Source organism: Micromonospora aridisoli (genome assembly GCF_056150025.1).
The window spans coordinates 24,336-41,744 of record NZ_JAXCFK010000005.1 but is presented as its reverse complement, the minus strand read 5'-3'; the positions used below and the strand labels follow the sequence as shown (position 1 = coordinate 41,744).

The following is a 17,409-nucleotide window of genomic DNA, read 5'->3' as shown; positions in this document are numbered from 1 at the left end:
TCGACATCATGCCCAGGAAGGTGGACCGCCAGGAGCGGCGCACGCTCATCGCCGACGCCCTGATGCGGGTCGCCGCCGAACAGGGACTGGAAGCCATCAGCCTGCGGCAGGTGGCGGCAGCGGCAGGCGTCTCCGCCGGCATGGTGCAGCACTACTTCCGCACGAAGGACGAGATGATGTCCTTCGCCATGTCGGTGGTCCGCCACCGCAGCCAGGCCCGAGTCACCGACGCCGTCTCGGCGCTGGGCGACCAGCCGCCGCCACGGACGCTCCTCCGCACGATGATCACCGCGCTGCTGCCTCTGGACGAACCATCCCGCGAGGACGGCCGGGTCACCCTGGCCTTCCTCGCCTACACCGCCGTACGCCCGCAGGCCGCCACCCTTTTGCGGAAGGACCACGCGCAGATGGTGGCATTCGTCGCCGGCCTCCTACCCGCCCCGCATGCCGACGACAGCGCAGCCGGCCTCCTGGCGCTGATGGAAGGCCTCGGTGTCCACCTGCTCGGCGGATCCCAGACCCCGCAACAGGCACTGCGCGCCCTGGACCACCACCTCGACCTGATCTTCGACCCGCCCGGTGGGGCAGGGGAGGGAGGCACCCACACCGAGCCCACGAACTGCGCCTGAGGCAGCCGCGCCCTGATCGCCCTCACCACCTGGTCGTTCGACATCGGACTGCACCGCCTGGAACTCAACCACTCGACGGCCAACCCTGCCTCCTGCGCCGTCGCCCGCCGCGCCGGCTATCCCGCCGAGGGCACCGCCCGCAGCGAAGGCCACCACGCCGACGGCTGGCACGACCCCCACCGCCACGCCCGACCACGCACCGACCCAACGGTCGACCACTCGGCCTGACACCCGACACGGCCAGCGACCCGGAGCGCACCGCCATTGCCCGGGCGGCACCACAGGTGCGAGGGTTGGCAGCGAGCCCGATGGCCGGACCGAGTAGGCAGGTGGGGACGTATGGGAACCATTTACCACGAGGCGAAGCTGACGGTGACCGCGGACGTGGCGTGGGACTTCCTGGACCGCTACACACGCTCGGAGGTGCACGTCTTCTCAGCCTGCACGAACGAGCGCCAAGAGGACGACTACCGCGTGGTCACGCTGGCCGACGGCACCGAGATCCGGGAACGCAACGTAACCGTCGACCCCGCACGGATGCGCGCCGTCTACGCGATACCCGGGTTTCCCGGCGCGGAGCACCACCAGGCCGAGATGCGGGTGCTGACCGACGGCGACGGCGCGGCGACTCTGGTGTGGACCACCGACATCCTGCCGCACGAGCTGGTGGCACACCTGAGCGAGGCGTACGAGGTCATGTTCGGTGAACTGGTCACCGCAGTCAACGAACACGGCGTGCAGTCGGATCAGGCGTCCTGACCCGGTGCGTCACCTGGCGGCAGGTGACGGGCAAGTTCGGCACACAGGACGTCCGTCCCGGGCCGGAGCATGCCGACGTTGACGGTGTAGACCGGCTTGCCGGCACGGAGCCGGGCACGAAGGGTGGTGGTGGGTGCGACCACCGCGGGAAGCAGAGTGACCTGAAGGACCGCGAACGGGCCCGGACGACGGACCGTCGCCGACTCGATCACCTCCCAGGGAAGCAGCGCCGTCCGCCGCCGCTCGGTGAGCCTCAGCGCGGCGTCGGTGACCTCGACCGTTGACCAGTTCCCTCGGTGCAGCAGAAGCGAGAAACCGCTGAACAGGACGGCGTAGAGAACGCCCGAGCCGACGCTGATCGCCAGGTCGGTGGGCATCCCGACGACGAGTGTCAGCACGGCGCGGACGAGGGCCCAGGCCAACAGACCGACCAGCAGCAGGAACAGGAACATGAGGCGGGCGGAGGTGCGGAACACCGGCCCGTCGCTCTCGGCCACGATGATTCCTCCCGTCGGTCGATGGAGTCCACTGTAGGCAGAGAATCAGCGCGACTCAGCCCTCATAGGCGAGGATTCGATAATGTACATTATGTAAAGTTGAAGGGGTTGGGCCCCTCACCCGGCAGCGACCGCCCAGCCGGCCACACCGAACGCGACCTCAGCGGCGTTCCGGCGGTACGACCGGGTGCGCTCTGGAAGCTCCAGTAGAGATTGGTGTGGGCGATGACCTGCTCCGGCGACGGCGCCCCGTAGGCGGTCAGGTCTGCCGTGGTGTGCGCGTCGCCGACCAGGATCGTGTCGTACCCCCGGACCAGCGCGCCGTGCAGGTGCCCTACTGCAGGTGTTCCGCTCCCCTCTCGACGACGCCTGACGCGAAAATCATGCATAATATGCCTTATGCATGACAAACAGGACGAATCGGTAGCCGACTGGATCGAGGAGTTCCTGACCGCCCGGGCGACCCGCAAGCCCTCCCCCCACACCCAGGCGGCCTACCGCCGTGACCTGACCAGCGTCGCCACCCTCGCCGCCGAGTTGGCCACCCCTCCCCTCCCCCTGGTCCGCATGCCGATCGACATGCTCTCCCCCAGGCTCATGCGGGCAGCGTTCGCCCGCTTCGCCGCCGGTCGGGCGGCCAGCTCCGTCGGCCGGGCCTGGTCCACCTGGAACGGGTTCTTCAGCTTCCTGGTCGCCGAGCAGGTGGTGCCCGGCAATCCGATGCCGGCGGTGGGCCGCCCCCGCAGCCCGCTGCCCACACCTAAGCCGCTGCGCGGTGAGGACACCCCCGAACGGTTGCTCGCCTCGGCCGCCCGGGGTGAGGGGCGGCAGCGGGACCCGTGGCCGGAACGGGACGTAGCGGTGCTGGCCCTGGCCCTGTGCGCGGGGCTTCGGCTGTCGGAGCTGTTGGCGCTGCGGGTCGGCTCGCTCGGTGGCCGGCCCGGTGAGCGGCGGCTGGAGGTCGCCGGCAAGGGTGGGCGTCCCCGGGTGCTGCCGGTGGAGCCGGGTCTGGACGCGGTGCTGGCCAGCTATCTGGACAGCCGGGTACGCCGCTTCGGCGCGCGTACGGTGCGGCCGGTTTCGCCGCTGTTGGTGGACCGGCGGGGTGAGCCGCTGCGCCGCGGCGGCCTGCAGTACCTGGTGGAGTCCTGTTACCGGCGGGCCGGGATCGGTGACCGGGTGCCGTCCGGGGCGCGGTTGCACGCGCTGCGACACACGTTCGCCACCCGGCTGGCCGAGGACGGCGCCGGGGCGGCGGAGATCATGCGCCTGTTGGGGCACGCCTCGTTGGCGTCGTCGCAGACCTACATCGAGGTGACGTCGGGGCAGCAGCGCGAGGCGGTGCGGGCCAACCGCACGAACCGGGCGCTGGTCGGGCTGCTGCCGACACGCGACTGACCCAAGGGTGGCCCCGGCCGGTGGTGTGGCAGGGTGGTACTGACGCGACTGGCGGCATCAGGGATGGGATCGACCATCGGGAAGCTCGTCGTGGAGGTCGTCCGCCTGGGCCTTCCACGGGCGAGGTGAGCCATGTCGACGACGATGACGAGTGCGCGGTTGCTGCCGGGTAGGCCGGTGGCGGAGGCGATTCTGTCCGAGGTGGCCGCAGGTGTGGCGGAGCTGCGGGCCGCAGGGGTGACCCCGGCGCTGGCGACGGTGCTGGTGGGTGACGACGAGGCCAGTGCCGGGTACATCCGGATCAAGCAGCGGCAGGCGGCCCAGTTGGGTTTCGCCTCGCCGCATGTGCGGCTGCCGGGGTCGGCGTCGCAGGCCGACGTGCACGCGGTGCTGGCCGATTTCAACGCCGACCCGGGGGTGCACGGGGTGTTGTTGCAGTATCCGATCCCCGGTGGTCTGGACTACGACCGGGCGCTGCAGGCCCTCGACCCTGATTCGGACGTGGACGGAATGCATCCGGTGAACATGGGGCGGCTGGCGTTGGGGTTGCCGGGTCCGCTGCCGTGCACCCCGGCGGCGATCGAGGCGTTGCTGGCGTTCCACGCGGTGCCGGTGGCGGGCCGTGAGGTGGTGATCCTGGGTCGTGGGGCGACGTTGGGTCGGCCGTTGGCGATGTTGTTGGCGCAGAAGCGGTCGACGGCGAACGCGGCGGTGACGGTGGTGCACACCGGGGTGGCCGACTGGCCGCGGTACACGCGTCGGGCGGAGATCCTGGTGGCGGCGGCCGGGGTGCCCGGGATCGTTCGGCCGGAGCATGTGCGGCCGGGTGCGGTGGTGGTCGGCGGCGGCGTGCGGTACGCGGGGCGCCGGTTGTTGCCGGATGTGGACGAGTCGTGTGCGCGGGTGGCGGGGGCGATCACGCCGCGGGTCGGTGGGGTGGGTCCGGTGACGGTGGCGATGTTGTTCCGCAACGCGTTGCGGGCGGCGCGGTCAGCGGCTGGTCTGGTGGACCATCCGTAGGGCGTCGGCGACGGCGGCGGAGATGTCGGTGACGGGGTAGATCGCGCCGGTGATCGTCCGGGTGTGGTCGACGACGAGGATCAGGCGTTTGAGGCGGGTCTGCTGGCCGGCGCGGAAGGTGGGTAGGCGCAGCGCGGCGGCCAGTCGCAGGTCGGTGTCCGAGAGCAGGTGGTACGGGATGGCTTCGGCGGCGGCGAAGGCGGCCTGTTCGTCGGGGCGTTGGGTGCTGACGCCGTGGACGGTGGCGCCGGCGGCGGTGAAGTGGTCCCACTGTTGCCGGAAGAGCCGGTTTTCCAGGGTGCATCCGGCGGCGCCGGGGATGTCTGTCCAGCGTGGTGGCAGGGGGTTCGGGGTGCCGGTGCCGGGATAGGTGAACAGCACGGTGGTGGGGGTGGTGGCGACCGGGTCGGTCGGGGTGTGGTCGGTGGCGGTGAGGGTGACGTCGGTCGGTATCCGGGTGCCGACGAGGGTCTGCACCCGGGTGGCCTCGGCGCTGTCGGGGTCGGTGGTGGCGGTGAGGTTGCCGTCGCCGAGGACCCATTGGTCGGCCCAGTCCTGCATGGCGACGAGGGCCGGTAGCAGTGCCCGGCCCCGGTCGGTGAGCACGTACTCGTGGCGGGGTGGGTGCTGTTGGTAGGGGCGGCGGGTGAGGACGTCGTGGTCGACCAGATCGCGCAGGCGTTGGGTGAGCACTTTGCGGGAGACGCCGAGTTCAGTGACGAGGGTGTCGAAGCGGTGGTGGCCGCGGGCGATCTCGCGCAGTACGAGCAGGTTCCACCAGTCGCCGAGCACGGCGGCGGCCTGGGCGATGCCGCAGGTGTCGTCGACGCGGCGTCCGTTGGTCATGGTCGGATCCTGCCGTAGTGGTGGGTCGGGGGTGTACAGGGCCACTCTTCCTCAAGTAGGTTCCCTTTGGGAACTCACTGGGGGTGTGTGGTGTCGGTCATGGGGGCCACCTTCGTGCGCAACTGGCGGATCACGCTGCGCGCCTACCCGTGGACCTACTTCATCGGCACGCTGGCCACCGGTGTGCTGACCATCGGGGTGTCGATGTTGGCGTACCGGGCCATCGGGGGAGGTCGGGTCGGGGCGGGGTTCACCGTCGCCACCGGAAGTGCCGACTATCTCGGCTACGTCACCATCGGCGCCGCCGCGCTGACCTTCACCACCCGGATGGTGCTGTGGGTGGCCAAGGCGCAGATCACCGAGTACCGCGAGGGCACCCTGGAGAGCCAGTTGCTGACCCCGGCCCGGCGGCTGCCGTACCTGTTGGGGGTGACCGCGCAGGCGCTGAGCACCACGACTGTGGAGATCACTGTGTTGGTCGCCGTGGCCACGGCGCTGGGGGTACGGCTGACCGTGGCCGAACCGTTGACCCTGCTGGTCGCCGTGGTGGCGGCGACGGTGGCGGTGGTGGGCATGTCGGTGCCGCTGAGCGCGCTGATGCTGGCCGCCGGCGAAGCCCACATCACCCAGAACACGCTGTTCACCGCGATGGCGCTGCTGTGCGGGTTCACCTTCCCCACCAGCTATCTGCCGACGGCGGCGCGTTGGCTCGGCGAGGCGCTGCCGGTCACCTGGGCGCTGCGGGTGCTGCGGGCGGCCACGCTGCCCGGCGCTGACGTCGATCCCTGGCCCGCGCTGGCCGTGTGTCTGGTACTGGGTGGGGCGTACCTGCTGTTGGGACTGTCCATTCTCAGGCCTGCCGAGCGGCGGGCCCTGCATCGGAGCGCGCGTGCATGAGCACTGGCATCGTCACCACCGACCTCTGCAAGGTCTTCCCGGCTCGGCGTCGGCAGGGCTGGCGCCGCCGGGCGGCCTCGCCGCCGGTGGCGGCCGTCGACGGCCTCTCACTGCACATTCCGCCGGGGCGGGTCACCGGGCTGCTGGGGCTCAACGGCGCCGGTAAGACCACCACGATCCGGATCCTGTCCACCCTGCTGCGGCCCACCGGCGGCACGGTGAGCGTGGATGGTCTGGACGTGGTGGAGCATGCCCGCGAGGTGCGCCGCCGGATCAATGTGATCTCCGGTGGTGAGCGGATGGTGTACGACCGGCTGACCGCCCGCGAGAACCTGTGGTACTTCGGCCAGTTGTACGACATTCCCCGCGCCCGGTTGCGAGCGCGCATCGGGGAACTGCTCGACCTGGTGGGCCTGACGGAGGCGGCTCACCTGCCGGTGGAGCGGTACTCGCGGGGCATGCGTCAGCGGCTGGTCATCGCCCGAGGCCTGATCAATGATCCGGCGTACCTGCTGCTGGACGAGCCGACGTTGGGTCTGGACGCACCGATCGCGCACCAGCTGCGGGCTCTGGTCGCGCAGCTGGCCGCGGACGGGGTCGGGGTGCTGCTGACCTCGCACTACCTGGCCGAGGTGGAGCAGTTGTGCCAGCACGTGTATCTCATCGCCCGGGGGTCTCTGGTGGCTCAGGGCAGCCCGGCTCGGCTGGCCGGCCAGACGGTGCGACGGCACACCCTGCGGCTGGTTCTCGCCGCGGCCGACCCGGCGGTGACCGCCGTGCTGCGCGCGCTGGCCGAGCGGCACGGCGCGGAGCTGACCGTCGACGTGGACGAGGAGGGCCGGCCACGGTTCGCGCTCCGCCACCCGGAGGACCTGGTGGGGGCGGTGGTCACGGCGGTGGTGCGGGCAGGCGGAACGATCGCCGGGCTGGTGGTGACTCCGCCGACCCTGGAGGACGCGATCCTTGCCCTGACCGAACGGGCTGCGGTGGCGGCGACGCGGTGAGCCACGCCCTGCGGGTCGTTGCGGCCGAGGCCCTCAAACAGCACCGTCGGCTGTTCGGGCAGCCGCTGGTGCTGTTCTCCATGCTGTTGTGGCCATTGCTGACCCTGGCCGCCACCTACTACACCGTGTTACCGGTCATCGAGTCCGCGGTGGCGCCGCAACGGTGGCCGGTGGCCGCCGATCCGCGCCGGTTGCTGTCGTTTCTCGCCGCCGGCGCGCTGGCGTACACGTTCTTCTTCTCCCTGGTGCAGTCGGCCTGGCACTTCTCCTTCGAACGGGTCAGCGGCACCCTGGAGGTGCTGTTCCTCTCCCCCGCCAGCCGGATGGCGCTGGTGATCGGCAACGGTGCTGCGGCGCTGACGCAGAATGCGTGGCTGTTCGGGTGTTTCGCGGTGGCCGCGGCGGTGGCCGCCGACGTGCTGCACGTCGCCCATCCCGGCATGTACGTCGTGGCGGCGCTGGCGCTGGTGGTGCCCGCGGTCGCCTGGGGCGCGTTCCTCAACAGCCTGTTGGTGTTCTCTCGGGACTCGGCGTTTCTGTACACGCTGCTGGACGACCCGCTGTGGTTCGTCGCCGGGGTGCGTCTGCCGTTGTTCGCCCTGCCGGTGTGGGTCAAGGCGGTCGGCTTGGCGTTTCCGCTGACCAGCAGCCTGGTTGTGCTGCGTGGCGCGTTGCTGGAGGGCGCGACCGTCGGTGACCTGGCGGCCCCGCTGGGGTGGCTGGTCGTGCTGACCGTCGGCCTGCTCGCCGCGGCGTCGGCGCTGTTGCGCCTGGGTGAGGCGCGGGTTCAGCGCACCGGCGGGCTCCAGGTGTTCTAGGCGGCGTCGAAGGCCCTAGCGGTGTGCGCCGAGGTCGACCAGCAGGGGGCGGTGGTCGGAGATGGTGGACAGCGGGGTGCGCACGGCGGTGACCGGGGGCAGTCGGTCGAAGTGGTGGCGGTCGGCGAGGATGTGGTCGAGTTGGACGCGGGGTTGCGTGGCGGGGTAGGTGGGTCGGCGGGCCAGCAGGTGCCAGCCGGAGACGGCGCGGGTGGCCCAGGCGGGCAGGTTCAGGTCGCCGAGCAGGATGCGTGGGGCGGGCAGGGCGCGCAGCGCGCGGATGACCTGGCGCAGTTGGCGGACGTTCCATCCGGCGACGAAGGACAGGTGGGTGGCGGCGACGGTGAGGGGGCCGTGTGGGGTGTCCAGCACCGCGGCGAGGACGACCCGGGGTTCGTCGCGGAGCAGGATGAGGCCGCCGCCGGGGCCGGGCACGTAGACCGGGGAGCGCACCGGCGCGGGGTGCAGCCGGGTGACGCGCCAGCTGGTGACCGGGTGGCGGGAGATCAGGCCGACGCCGTAGCAGGGTTCGCCGTGGCCGTCGTCGTCGTGGGTGAGGGGGCGGAACGCCTCGCCGGGGGTGCCGACAACGGCGGCGGCGAAGCGGTGCTCGGGTGCGTCGAGAGCCTGGGCGGCGATGGCGGTCAGGTCGAGGTTGCCGCTGCGGGACTGGTCACGGTCGACTTCCTGCAGGGCGAGGACGTCGGCGTCGAGGGTGGCGACGGCGGTGGCCAGTCGGGTGGGGTCGACCAGGCCGTCGGCCAGGGACCGGCCGTGGAGCAGGTTGAACGTGGCCAGGCGCACGCTGTCACCTTAGCGACGCCGTGGGACAGTTGTCCGATGGTGCGGGCCTTGTTCTGTTCGATGCTGCTGTTCGTGGCGGTCGGAGCGGTGGGCATCTGGGTACGGCGTCACCGGGGCCGGTGAGGCTGGCCACAGGCGGCCGCGTGAGCTGGGTGTTGGTGGGAAGAATGGCCGCTCGTGGAGTTGGACCCGCTGACGATCGCGACCCTGCTGACCGCCGCCGCGCTGGCCGGTTGGGTGGATGCCGTGGTGGGTGGTGGCGGGCTGCTGCTGTTGCCGGCGCTGTTGGTGGCGGTGCCGGGGATGCCGCCGGCGACGGCGTTGGGGACGAACAAGTTGGCGGCGATCGCGGGCACGTCGACGGCGGCGGTGACGTACGCCCGACGCACGAAGATCGACTGGGTGGTGGCGGGGCCGGCGGCGGCGTTGGCGGTGGTGTGCGCGGGGCTCGGTGCGGCGTTGGCGGGGGCGGTGCCGCCGTCGGCGTACCGGCCGGTGGTGCTGGTGGTGCTGGTGTCGGTGGCGCTGTTCGTGGTGCTGCGGCCCCGGTTGGGGGTGCTGGCGGTGCCGCAGCGGCGGACCCGGGTGCGGGTGGCGGTGGCGGTGCTGGTGGCGGGGGTGGGCATCGCCGCGTACGACGGGTTGATCGGTCCGGGGACCGGCACGTTCCTGGTGTTGGCGTTCACGGCCCTGGTGGGGGCGGATTTCGTGCACGGTTCGGCGATGGCGAAGGTGGTCAACGCGGGCACGAACGCCGGTGCGTTGGCGGTGTTCGCGGTGACCGGGCACGTGTGGTGGCTGCTGGGTGCGGCGATGGCGGTGTGCAACATCGTCGGGGCGTCGGTAGGTGCGCGGATGGCGTTGCGCCGAGGCTCGGGGTTCGTGCGGGTGGTGCTGCTGGTGGTGGTGTTGGCGCTGGTGGCGAGGTTGGGTTACGACCAGTGGGTGGCCGGGTGACGGTGCCGGCACCGAACGTGTGATCATCGGCTGGTGTCGGTACGCGCGGAACACGACCGGGCTGTCCTGGCGGAGTTGTTGAGCCGGGATCCGGTGCTGCACGCCTACCAGTTGGGTGATCTGGACGACTTCTTCTGGCCGTACACGTCGTGGTATCGGCGTGGGGAGTCGGTGGTGTTGCTGTACCACGGTGCGCTGCCTGCGACGTTGTTGGCGTTCGCCCGGCCGGCGCAGGTGGATGCGGTGGCGGCCCTGCTGGGTGAGGTGGCGCCGGTGCTGCCGGCGCGGTTGTACGCGCACCTGTCCCCCGGTCTGGAGTCGGCGTTGCGCGGCACGTTCCGCGTCACCGGGACGGGGCCGCATCTGAAGATGGCGTTGACCGACCGGGCCCGGTTGGCGGCGGTGGTGCCGGCCGGTGAGGTGTTGGGGCGGGCGGACCTGCCGCGGCTGCACGAGTTGTACGCGGCGGCCTATCCGGGCAACTGGTTCGACCCGCGGATGGTGGACACCGGCCGGTACGTGGGCGTCGACGACGGTGGGCGGCTGGTGGCGGTGGCCGGGGTGCACGTCGTCTCCGGTGTCCATCGGGTGGCGGCGTTGGGGAACGTGACCACCCGGCCCGGGTGGCGGGGTCGGGGGCTGGCGGCGGCGGTGGTGGCCCGGGTGTGCGGGTTGTTGGCCGCCGAGGTCGACCATGTGACGTTGAACGTGGCGGCGGCCAACACCGTGGCGGTGCGGTTGTACGAGCGGTTGGGGTTCGACCGGGTGGCCGACTACGGCGAGTTCGCGCTGGTGGCGCGGGACGACTGACCGGTCGCGTGTCGCGGGGCGGTTGGGGTCAGCCGCGGCGGGAGGAGTCGAACCGGCCGGCGCGGATCTCGCGGAGGGCACGGCGGCGGGTTTCGCCGCGCAGGGTGTCGACGTAGAGGCGGCCGGCGAGGTGGTCGGTCTCGTGTTGCAGGGCGCGGGCGAGGAAGCCGCTGCCGGCGATGGTCAGGGGTTCACCGTGCTGGTCGTAGCCGCGGGCGGTGGCGTGCAGGGCACGGGGGGTCGGGAAGTACAGCCCGGGGATGGACAGGCAGCCCTCGTCGTCGTCCTGGAGCTCGGTGGACAGTTCCAACGTCGGGTTGATCATGTGGCCGCGGTGGCCATCGGCGTCGTAGACGAAGACCTGGACGTTCACGCCGATCTGCGGGGCGGCGACGCCGGCGCGGCCGGGCGCGCCGAGCAGGGTGTCCATCAGGTCGGTGACCAGGCTGCGCAGCTCGGCGTCGAAACTGGTGACCGGTTCGCTGGGGGTGCGTAGCACCGGGTCGCCGATGATTCGGATGTCCCGCATGGTCATGTCGGCAAGGTTATCGGTCGGTGGGCTCGACTGGGTGGCGGGCGTCGACGAGGACGGCGATGCCGTCGAGGATGCGGCCCAGACCGAAGGCGAACGCGGCGGTGGGGTCGGCGGCGGCCTGGTGGTGCTCGCCGGCGGCGGTGCCGACGCGGGCGGCGAGGGGGTACCGGCGTGGGTCGAGGGCCTTCTCCAGGTAGGGGGCGTGGGCCTGCCACCACTGTTGTTCGGTCAGGCCGGTGCGCCCGGCGGCCTGGGCGGCTTCCACGGCGGTGCGGACGGCGCCGTGGACGTAGCCGGTGACGAGGGTGAGCACGGCGTCCATCTCCAGGTCGGTCAGGCCGATGCCGTCGACGGCGCGTAGTTCGTGGTCGTAGGTGGCGATGACGTGGGGGCCGAGGGCGGGGCGGGTGGTGGCGACCTGCAGCAGCCAGGGGTGGCGCAGGTAGAGCTGCCATCGGGCGTGGGCGACGTGGGTCAGGCGGGTGCGCCAGTCGTGGTCGTCGTGGTCGGGGTGGGTGAGTTCGCCGTGGACGGTGTCGAGCATGAGGTCGAGCAGTTCACCCTTGCCGGGTACGTGGGTGTACAGCGACATGGTGCCCACGCCGAGGGTCTGGGCGACGCGGCGCATGGACAGCGCGGCCAGCCCGTCGGTGTCGGCGAGGTCGATGGCGGCGTGCACGATGCGGTCGACGGTCAGGTCGGGGTGGCCTTTGCGGCTGGCGCGTTCCCGGGTGCGCCAGAGCAGGGCGAGGCTGCGCGCGGGGTCGCCGGTGCCGCTGTACTCGGTGTTCACCACCGCCACTCTAGCCGTACGCCGTACGGCGTCAGTCGAGGGCGGCCCGGACGGGGCCCGTCTTCGCGGCCGCCTCGGCGACCTCGGCGGTGGGGTCGCTGTCCCAGGTGATGCCGCCACCGGCCCACACGTGCACGGCGTCACCGTCGACGGCGGCGGTGCGAATGGTCAGGCCGAGGTCGAGGTGGTCGGGGCCGACCCAGCCGAGGGCGCCCATGCCGGCGCCGCGTCCGACGGGTTCCAGGGCGGCGATGTGGTCGAGGGCGGCCAGTTTCGGCGCGCCGGTGACGGAGCCGCCGGGGCAGACCGCGCGCAGCAGGTCGGCCAGGCCGAGTCCGTCGGCGATGTCGGCGCGGACGGTGGATTCGGCCTGCCACAGGTCGCACCAGCGGCGTACGGCGAACAGGTCGTCGACGCGGACGCTGCCGGTGCGGGCGACGCGGGCCAGGTCGTTGCGTTCCAGGTCGACGATCATGATGTGTTCGGCGCGTTCCTTGGCCGAGGTGAGCAGGTCGACGCGGCCGGCGGCGGTGGCGGGTCGGGTGCCCTTGATGGGTCGGGTGGTGAGGGTGCCGTCGCGGAACTCGATCAGGGTTTCCGGGCTGGCGCAGCCGATGGCCCAACCGGGGCCGGTCAGCACACCGCCATAGCGGGCGCCGGGCAGCCGGCCGAGGCGGGTCAGGGCCGGCAGCGGGTCGCCGGTGTAGGTGGCGGCGGCGTGGCCGACGAGGTTGACCTGGTAGACCTCGCCGCGGCCGATGGCCTCGCGGATGGCGGTGACGGCGTCGGCGTGCTGGCGGGGGCTCCAGCTCTCGGTCCAGGTGCCGTGGCACCACGGCGGGGGTGGGCCGGCGGGACGCTCCGGGGTCGTGCCGGTGTGGGCGTAGACGACGACGGCGACCTCGGGCAGGTTGGCGGGGTTGGGTGCGCCGGGTGCGCCGCCGGCGAGCCGGGCGCCGGCGGCGGCGGAGACGTACAGGGCGGCGCCGCAGACGCCGTCGGGGTGGTGGCGTGACGCCGGGCGACCCAGGTCGTGCAGGTGCAGGCCGTGCTCGGCGAGGAACTGCTCGGTGTACGCGGCCGGGTCGCCGCCGTCGGCGGGGCGCCACTGCCAGCGGGCCCGTTCGACGAGTCGGCCCCGGCAGGGCGCGGGAACCGCGGGCGGATCGACAACCATCCGTGGGAGCGCTTCCACGACGTCCGGGCGGTTCATGCTCATCCGTTCAGCGGATTTCCCGCGAACCACGCGCACATCTGCTCGATGCGGCATGCTTCCGCTTGGTACTGTGCGTCACTGGTCATGTGAACCATGACACAGTGCCCCCACAGTCCGGAGAACCCGATGTGCCAGCACCAACCCACCTGTCCCTCCGCCGAAGCCACCGACCGGGAAGCCGCCAAGGTCATCGCCTGCTTCCGTGAACAGGGCTGGAGCCTGCTCTGCAACGGTGTCATCGTCTTCGACGACACCGGCGAACTGCTGCCCGACGGCAGCAGCATCGCCCCGCACCGTGGCCCCGCCCGACACGCGCTCGCCGCCTGACCACCTGACCACGACCACGATCCGTCACGACGTCTTCCCGCGCCGACCCAGGCTAGTCCCCCGGTCAGGGACCGCCACGACCAGGTCGGCGCGGCGCCGCCAGCACCCGCCCGGTCAGCTCTCGTAGGCCTGCGGTGACGGGCACGAGCAGACCAGGTTCCGGTCGCCGTACCCTCCGTCGACCCGCCGCACCGGCGGCCAGTACTTCCCCGCCCGGTCCACCCCGCCCGGCCAGGCACCCACCGACCGTGGGTACGGGTGCGACCACTGGTCACCACCGACCATCGCCGCCGTGTGCGGCGCGTTGGCGAGCGGATTGTCCCCCGCCGGCCACTCACCCGACCCCACCTTGTCGATCTCCGCCCGGATGGCGATCATCGCGTCGCAGAACCGGTCCAGCTCGGCCAGATCCTCACTCTCGGTCGGCTCCACCATCAACGTCCCCGCCACCGGGAACGACATCGTCGGCGCGTGGAACCCGTAGTCGATCAACCGCTTGGCCACGTCGTCGACACTGACCCCGGTCGCCTTCGTCAACGGCCGCAGATCCAGGATGCACTCGTGGGCGACGAGGCCCTTGTTGCCCGCGTACAGCACCGGGAAATGCTCACGCAGCCGCGTCGCCACGTAGTTGGCCGCCAGCACCGCCACCCCGGTCGCCCGGGCCAACCCGTCGGCACCCATCATCCGCAGGTACGCCCACGGAATCGGCAGGATCCCCGCCGACCCGTACCGGGCCGCCGCGATCGCCGGCCGACCGTCGACCGGCGCAGCGGCCGGATCACCCGGCAGGAACGGCGCCAGATGCGCCCGCACCGCCACCGGACCCACCCCCGGACCCCCACCGCCGTGTGGAATGCAGAACGTCTTGTGCAGGTTCAGGTGCGACACGTCAGCCCCGAACCGGCCCGGCCGGGCGAACCCGACCAGCGCGTTCAGGTTCGCCCCGTCGACGTACACCTGCCCACCCGCGTCGTGCACCTTCGCGCACAACGACGCGATGCCCGTCTCGTACACCCCGTGCGTCGACGGGTACGTCACCATGATCGCCGCCAGGGTGTCCCGATGCGCTTCGATCTTCGCGTCCAGGTCGACCAGGTCGACATTGCCGTCGTCGTCGCAGCCGACCACCACCACCCGCATCCCGGCCATCACCGCGCTGGCCGCGTTCGTGCCGTGCGCCGACGACGGGATCAGACACACGTCGCGGTGCCGCTCACCCCGGCTGCGGTGCCACGCCCGGATCGCCAGCAGCCCGGCCAGTTCCCCCTGCGAACCGGCGTTGGGCTGCACACTCACCGCGTCGTACCCGGTGACCTCCGCCAGCCACCGCTCCAACTGGCCGACCAGCTCCCGGTAGCCGGCGGTCTGCTCCGCCGGGGCCAACGGGTGGATGTGCGCGAACTCCGCCCAGCTCACCGGCTCCATCTCGGTGGTGGCGTTCAGCTTCATCGTGCACGACCCCAACGGGATCATGCCCCGGTCCAAGGCGTAGTCGACGTCCGCCAGCCGACGCAGATACCGCAGCATCGCCGTCTCCGACCGGTGCGTACGGAACACCGGATGGGTGAGGAAATCACCGGTACGGGCCAGCCGCGCCGGCAACGCCTCGGGCACCTCACCGGTGACCCCGTCCACGCCGAACGCCGCCCACACCGTGGCCAGGTGCGCGTCCGTGGTCGTCTCGTCGCAGGAGATCCCAACCCGGTCGACGTCCACCAGCCGCAGATTCACCCCACGCCGCCCGGCCTCGGCGACCACCTCGGCGGCCCGACCCGGCACCCGCGCCGTCACCGTGTCGAAGAAGGCGACATCGGCGACGTCGACCCCACCGGCCCGCAACCCGGCCGCCAACCGGGCCGCCATCCGGTGCGTCCGCGCCGCGATCTCCCGCAGCCCGTCCGGGCCGTGGTACACGGCGTACATGCCGGCCATCACGGCCAGCAGCACCTGCGCGGTGCAGATGTTGCTCGTCGCCTTCTCCCGACGGATGTGCTGCTCACGGGTCTGCAACGCCAACCGGTACGCCGGGGCGCCGGCCGCGTCGCGGGACACCCCGACCAGCCGGCCCGGCAGCATCCGCTCCAACCCCGCCCGCACCGCCAGATAGCCGGCGTGCGGGCCACCGAACCCCATCGGCACACCGAAGCGCTGCGTGGTGCCGGCGGCGATGTCCACACCGATCTCCCCCGGCGGCCGCAGCAACGTCAGGGCCAGCAGATCCGCCGCCACCGTCACCAGCGCCCCGACCCCGTGCGCCGCCTCGACCAGCGGGGCGTGATCCCGCACCGCCCCACCCGCCCCCGGGTACTGCAGGTGCAGACCGAAGAACTCCGCCGGCAACGGCTCCACATCCAGGTCGAGCACCCGCACCTCGATGCCCAGCGGCTCCGCCCGCCCGGCGATCACCGCGATGGTCTGCGGCAACGCGTCGGCGTCGACCACGTACACCGGGCTGCCGCTCTTCGACGCCCGCCGCGCCAACGTCATCGCCTCCGCCGCCGCGGTGCCCTCGTCGAGCATCGACGCGTTCGCGGTGGCCAGCCCGGTCAGATCCGACACCATGGTCTGGAAGTTCAGCAAAGCCTCCAGCCGCCCCTGGCTGATCTCCGGCTGGTACGGCGTGTACGCGGTGTACCAGGCCGGATTCTCCAACACGTTGCGGCGGATCACCGCCGGGGTGTGGGTGCCGTGGTAGCCCAACCCGATCATCGACACGGCCACCGTGTTGCGGGCCGCCAGCGCCCGCAGCTCCGCGAGAGCCTCGTGCTCGCTGGCCGGCTCCGGCAGATCCAGCCGGCCGTGCCAGCGGATCACCTCGGGAATCGCCGCGTCCATCAGCTCGTCGATCGAGGCGTACCCGACGGTGTCCAGCATCCGGCGCTCGTCGTCGGGGCCGGGACCGATGTGACGGTCGGCGAACTGCTCTGCGGTCATGGGGCGCTCCTGCGAGGGCGGGGGTCGACACGTCGGCCCTCCCCCTCTGTCACACCCACGGGCGCTCCACAGTGCCTGACCCGACGCGGTCCTTCTGCCTGAGAGGTTCCGGGGAGGATTTGCCCCTTCGGCGCCGCCCGGCTGCCGCCAGGCGGTCTCTCCCACGTCGGTGCTACCGGCACGATCAACGCTACCAGCGTGCCCGATGACCCGCAGCGAAGCCCCTGCTCCGCCCCGGTCACCGCCCGACGGGACCCGCCCCCGCCGACGACGCCACCGCCGCCACCTCGCCGAACAGCCGGTCGGCCAGCGCCGGCAGCAGCCGCCCCAACGGCGCGTCCACCCGCAGACAGGCGTACCCGTCACCACGGGTCGGCCCCTGGTTGACGATCACCACCGGCACCCCCCGCTGCGCCGCCCGCAACACGAACCGGCGCCCCGACATCACCGTCAACGACGATCCCAGCACCAACAGCAGCCGCGCCCGCTCCACCATCGCGAAACACGACTGCACCCGAACCGCCGGCACCGTCTCGCCGAAGAACACCACATCGGGCTTGAGCATCCCGCCGCAGCTCACGCAGTCGACCGTACGGAAGGTGGCCACCTGCTCGTCGGAGAGATCCACGTCACCATCGGGGTTCACCGCGGCCGCCTGCCCAACGAAGCCGGGATTGGCCGCCCGCAGCCGCCCGTCCAACTCCGCGCGCGACGTACGCCGTCGACACCCCAGACAGACCACCCCGTCGAGCCGGCCGTGCAGCTCCGTCACCGCACGGCTGCCCGCCGCCGAATGCAGCCCGTCGACGTTCTGCGTGATGATCCCCGTCACCACACCGCCCTGCTGCAGGCGGGTCACCGCCCGGTGCCCCTCGTTGGGCGCCGCGCGGGCGATCAACCGCCACCCCAGGTGACTGCGCGCCCAGTACCGGCGACGCGCCGCCGCGTCACCCAGGAACGTCTGATACGTCATCGGCGTGTGCCGACGCGCCACCCCACTGGGACCCCGGTAGTCGGGAATGCCCGACTCGGTGGACAACCCGGCGCCGCTGAGCACCACCACGCCACCGGCGGCCACCAGCTCCGCCACCGGTTCGATCAGCTCCTGCACCCACCCATCGTGCCCCAGCCCGGCCGTCGGCGACGAACACCACCGACGGCC

Annotated in this window: 18 protein-coding genes and 2 riboswitches; of the genes, 10 read left to right on the top strand and 8 right to left on the bottom strand. The window is 71.9% G+C overall.

Annotated features, from left to right (window positions below):
* The first annotated feature begins 8 nt into the window (after positions 1-8).
* Together SM447_RS12200 and SM447_RS12195 are read left to right on the top strand one after the other, a co-directional pair.
* Positions 9-629: a TetR/AcrR family transcriptional regulator gene (locus SM447_RS12200; RefSeq protein ID WP_474572868.1), complete on the top strand. Its 621-nt coding sequence runs from the start codon at positions 9-11 to the stop codon at positions 627-629.
* A 339-nt stretch (positions 630-968) separates the two neighbouring features.
* Positions 969-1,388, top strand: a complete 420-nt coding sequence (locus SM447_RS12195; RefSeq protein WP_474572867.1) for an SRPBCC family protein — start codon at positions 969-971, stop codon at positions 1,386-1,388.
* On the opposite strand, the gene SM447_RS12190 is transcribed toward SM447_RS12195, so the two are convergent.
* The gene (locus SM447_RS12190) at positions 1,376-1,885 is read right to left on the bottom strand and encodes a hypothetical protein (RefSeq protein ID WP_474572866.1); all 510 of its coding nucleotides are present in this window, start codon (positions 1,883-1,885) and stop codon (positions 1,376-1,378) included. The genes SM447_RS12195 and SM447_RS12190 overlap by 13 nt on opposite strands.
* Before the next feature lie 399 nt (positions 1,886-2,284).
* Between SM447_RS12190 and SM447_RS12185 the strand changes: the two genes are divergently transcribed.
* A complete protein-coding gene (locus SM447_RS12185) occupies positions 2,285-3,283 on the top strand; it encodes a tyrosine-type recombinase/integrase (RefSeq protein ID WP_474572865.1) in 999 nt (332 codons plus the stop codon).
* Positions 3,284-3,317: 34 nt separating this feature from the next.
* Positions 3,318-3,401: riboswitch (ZMP/ZTP riboswitch) on the top strand.
* Between the two features lie 26 nt (positions 3,402-3,427).
* Positions 3,428-4,303 (top strand): bifunctional 5,10-methylenetetrahydrofolate dehydrogenase/5,10-methenyltetrahydrofolate cyclohydrolase, encoded by an 876-nt coding sequence (locus tag SM447_RS12180; RefSeq protein WP_474573258.1) that lies wholly within the window; start codon positions 3,428-3,430, stop codon positions 4,301-4,303.
* Here SM447_RS12180 and SM447_RS12175 read toward each other — a convergent pair.
* Positions 4,274-5,149 carry a winged helix-turn-helix transcriptional regulator gene (locus SM447_RS12175; protein WP_474572864.1) on the bottom strand — a complete coding sequence of 292 codons (876 nt, stop codon included), beginning with the start codon at positions 5,147-5,149 and terminating at the stop codon, positions 4,274-4,276. The two genes, SM447_RS12180 and SM447_RS12175, sit on opposite strands and share 30 nt — an antisense overlap.
* 99 nt (positions 5,150-5,248) lie before the next feature.
* Here SM447_RS12175 and SM447_RS12170 point away from each other — a divergent pair, with 99 nt between their 5' ends.
* The 3 genes from SM447_RS12170 to SM447_RS12160 are packed head-to-tail and all read left to right on the top strand — an operon-like array spanning position 5,249 to position 7,868.
* Complete coding sequence (locus SM447_RS12170; protein ID WP_474572863.1) at positions 5,249-6,046, top strand: ABC transporter permease; 798 nt, start codon at positions 5,249-5,251, stop codon at positions 6,044-6,046.
* The gene (locus tag SM447_RS12165) at positions 6,043-7,050 is read left to right on the top strand and encodes an ABC transporter ATP-binding protein (protein ID WP_474572862.1); all 1,008 of its coding nucleotides are present in this window, start codon (positions 6,043-6,045) and stop codon (positions 7,048-7,050) included. Before SM447_RS12170 ends, SM447_RS12165 begins: the two co-directional genes overlap by 4 nt.
* The gene (locus tag SM447_RS12160; protein ID WP_474572861.1) at positions 7,047-7,868 is read left to right on the top strand and encodes an ABC transporter permease; all 822 of its coding nucleotides are present in this window, start codon (positions 7,047-7,049) and stop codon (positions 7,866-7,868) included. Before SM447_RS12165 ends, SM447_RS12160 begins: the two co-directional genes overlap by 4 nt.
* 15 nt (positions 7,869-7,883) lie before the next feature.
* Here SM447_RS12160 and SM447_RS12155 read toward each other — a convergent pair whose 3' ends face one another.
* A complete protein-coding gene (locus SM447_RS12155) occupies positions 7,884-8,672 on the bottom strand; it encodes an endonuclease/exonuclease/phosphatase family protein (RefSeq protein ID WP_474572860.1) in 789 nt (262 codons plus the stop codon).
* Positions 8,673-8,849: 177 nt separating this feature from the next.
* Between SM447_RS12155 and SM447_RS12150 the strand changes: the two genes are divergently transcribed.
* Entirely contained in the window at positions 8,850-9,629 is a 780-nt protein-coding gene (locus tag SM447_RS12150; protein WP_474572859.1) for a sulfite exporter TauE/SafE family protein, read from the top strand.
* Between the two features lie 33 nt (positions 9,630-9,662).
* Entirely contained in the window at positions 9,663-10,439 is a 777-nt protein-coding gene (locus tag SM447_RS12145; RefSeq protein WP_474572858.1) for a GNAT family N-acetyltransferase, read from the top strand.
* Between the two features lie 28 nt (positions 10,440-10,467).
* Here SM447_RS12145 and def read toward each other — a convergent pair whose 3' ends face one another.
* From def to SM447_RS12130, 3 genes are read right to left on the bottom strand one after another with little or no spacing between them, the layout of a single operon-like run.
* A complete protein-coding gene (gene def / locus SM447_RS12140) occupies positions 10,468-10,974 on the bottom strand; it encodes a peptide deformylase (RefSeq protein WP_474572857.1) in 507 nt (168 codons plus the stop codon).
* Between the two features lie 10 nt (positions 10,975-10,984).
* Complete coding sequence (locus SM447_RS12135; protein WP_474572856.1) at positions 10,985-11,767, bottom strand: TetR/AcrR family transcriptional regulator; 783 nt, start codon at positions 11,765-11,767, stop codon at positions 10,985-10,987.
* Between the two features lie 31 nt (positions 11,768-11,798).
* Complete coding sequence (locus SM447_RS12130; protein WP_474572855.1) at positions 11,799-13,013, bottom strand: chorismate-binding protein; 1,215 nt, start codon at positions 13,011-13,013, stop codon at positions 11,799-11,801.
* Between the two features lie 96 nt (positions 13,014-13,109).
* Here SM447_RS12130 and SM447_RS12125 point away from each other — a divergent pair, with 96 nt between their 5' ends.
* The gene (locus SM447_RS12125; RefSeq protein WP_474572854.1) at positions 13,110-13,310 is read left to right on the top strand and encodes a DUF5999 family protein; all 201 of its coding nucleotides are present in this window, start codon (positions 13,110-13,112) and stop codon (positions 13,308-13,310) included.
* 114 nt (positions 13,311-13,424) lie between these two features.
* On the opposite strand, the gene gcvP is transcribed toward SM447_RS12125, so the two are convergent.
* Together gcvP and SM447_RS12115 are read right to left on the bottom strand one after the other, a co-directional pair.
* Positions 13,425-16,247, bottom strand: coding sequence for an aminomethyl-transferring glycine dehydrogenase (gcvP, locus tag SM447_RS12120; RefSeq protein WP_474572853.1), 2,823 nt, complete (start codon positions 16,245-16,247; stop codon positions 13,425-13,427).
* Between the two features lie 76 nt (positions 16,248-16,323).
* Positions 16,324-16,421, bottom strand: a riboswitch (glycine riboswitch).
* 64 nt (positions 16,422-16,485) lie between these two features.
* Positions 16,486-17,358, bottom strand: a complete 873-nt coding sequence (locus SM447_RS12115; protein ID WP_474572852.1) for an NAD-dependent protein deacetylase — start codon at positions 17,356-17,358, stop codon at positions 16,486-16,488.
* Between the last annotated feature and the right edge of the window lie 51 nt (positions 17,359-17,409).

Coding starts and splice junctions, on each gene's coding strand:
- SM447_RS12180 (WP_474573258.1), top strand. CDS start 3,428: ATGACGAGTGCGCGGTTGCTGCCGGGTAGGCCGGTGGCGGAGGCGATT.
- SM447_RS12185 (WP_474572865.1), top strand. CDS start 2,285: ATGCATGACAAACAGGACGAATCGGTAGCCGACTGGATCGAGGAGTTC.
- SM447_RS12170 (WP_474572863.1), top strand. CDS start 5,249: ATGGGGGCCACCTTCGTGCGCAACTGGCGGATCACGCTGCGCGCCTAC.
- def (WP_474572857.1), bottom strand. CDS start 10,974: ATGACCATGCGGGACATCCGAATCATCGGCGACCCGGTGCTACGCACC.
- SM447_RS12200 (WP_474572868.1), top strand. CDS start 9: ATGCCCAGGAAGGTGGACCGCCAGGAGCGGCGCACGCTCATCGCCGAC.
- SM447_RS12175 (WP_474572864.1), bottom strand. CDS start 5,149: ATGACCAACGGACGCCGCGTCGACGACACCTGCGGCATCGCCCAGGCC.
- SM447_RS12125 (WP_474572854.1), top strand. CDS start 13,110: ATGTGCCAGCACCAACCCACCTGTCCCTCCGCCGAAGCCACCGACCGG.
- SM447_RS12165 (WP_474572862.1), top strand. CDS start 6,043: ATGAGCACTGGCATCGTCACCACCGACCTCTGCAAGGTCTTCCCGGCT.
- SM447_RS12195 (WP_474572867.1), top strand. CDS start 969: ATGGGAACCATTTACCACGAGGCGAAGCTGACGGTGACCGCGGACGTG.
- gcvP (WP_474572853.1), bottom strand. CDS start 16,247: ATGACCGCAGAGCAGTTCGCCGACCGTCACATCGGTCCCGGCCCCGAC.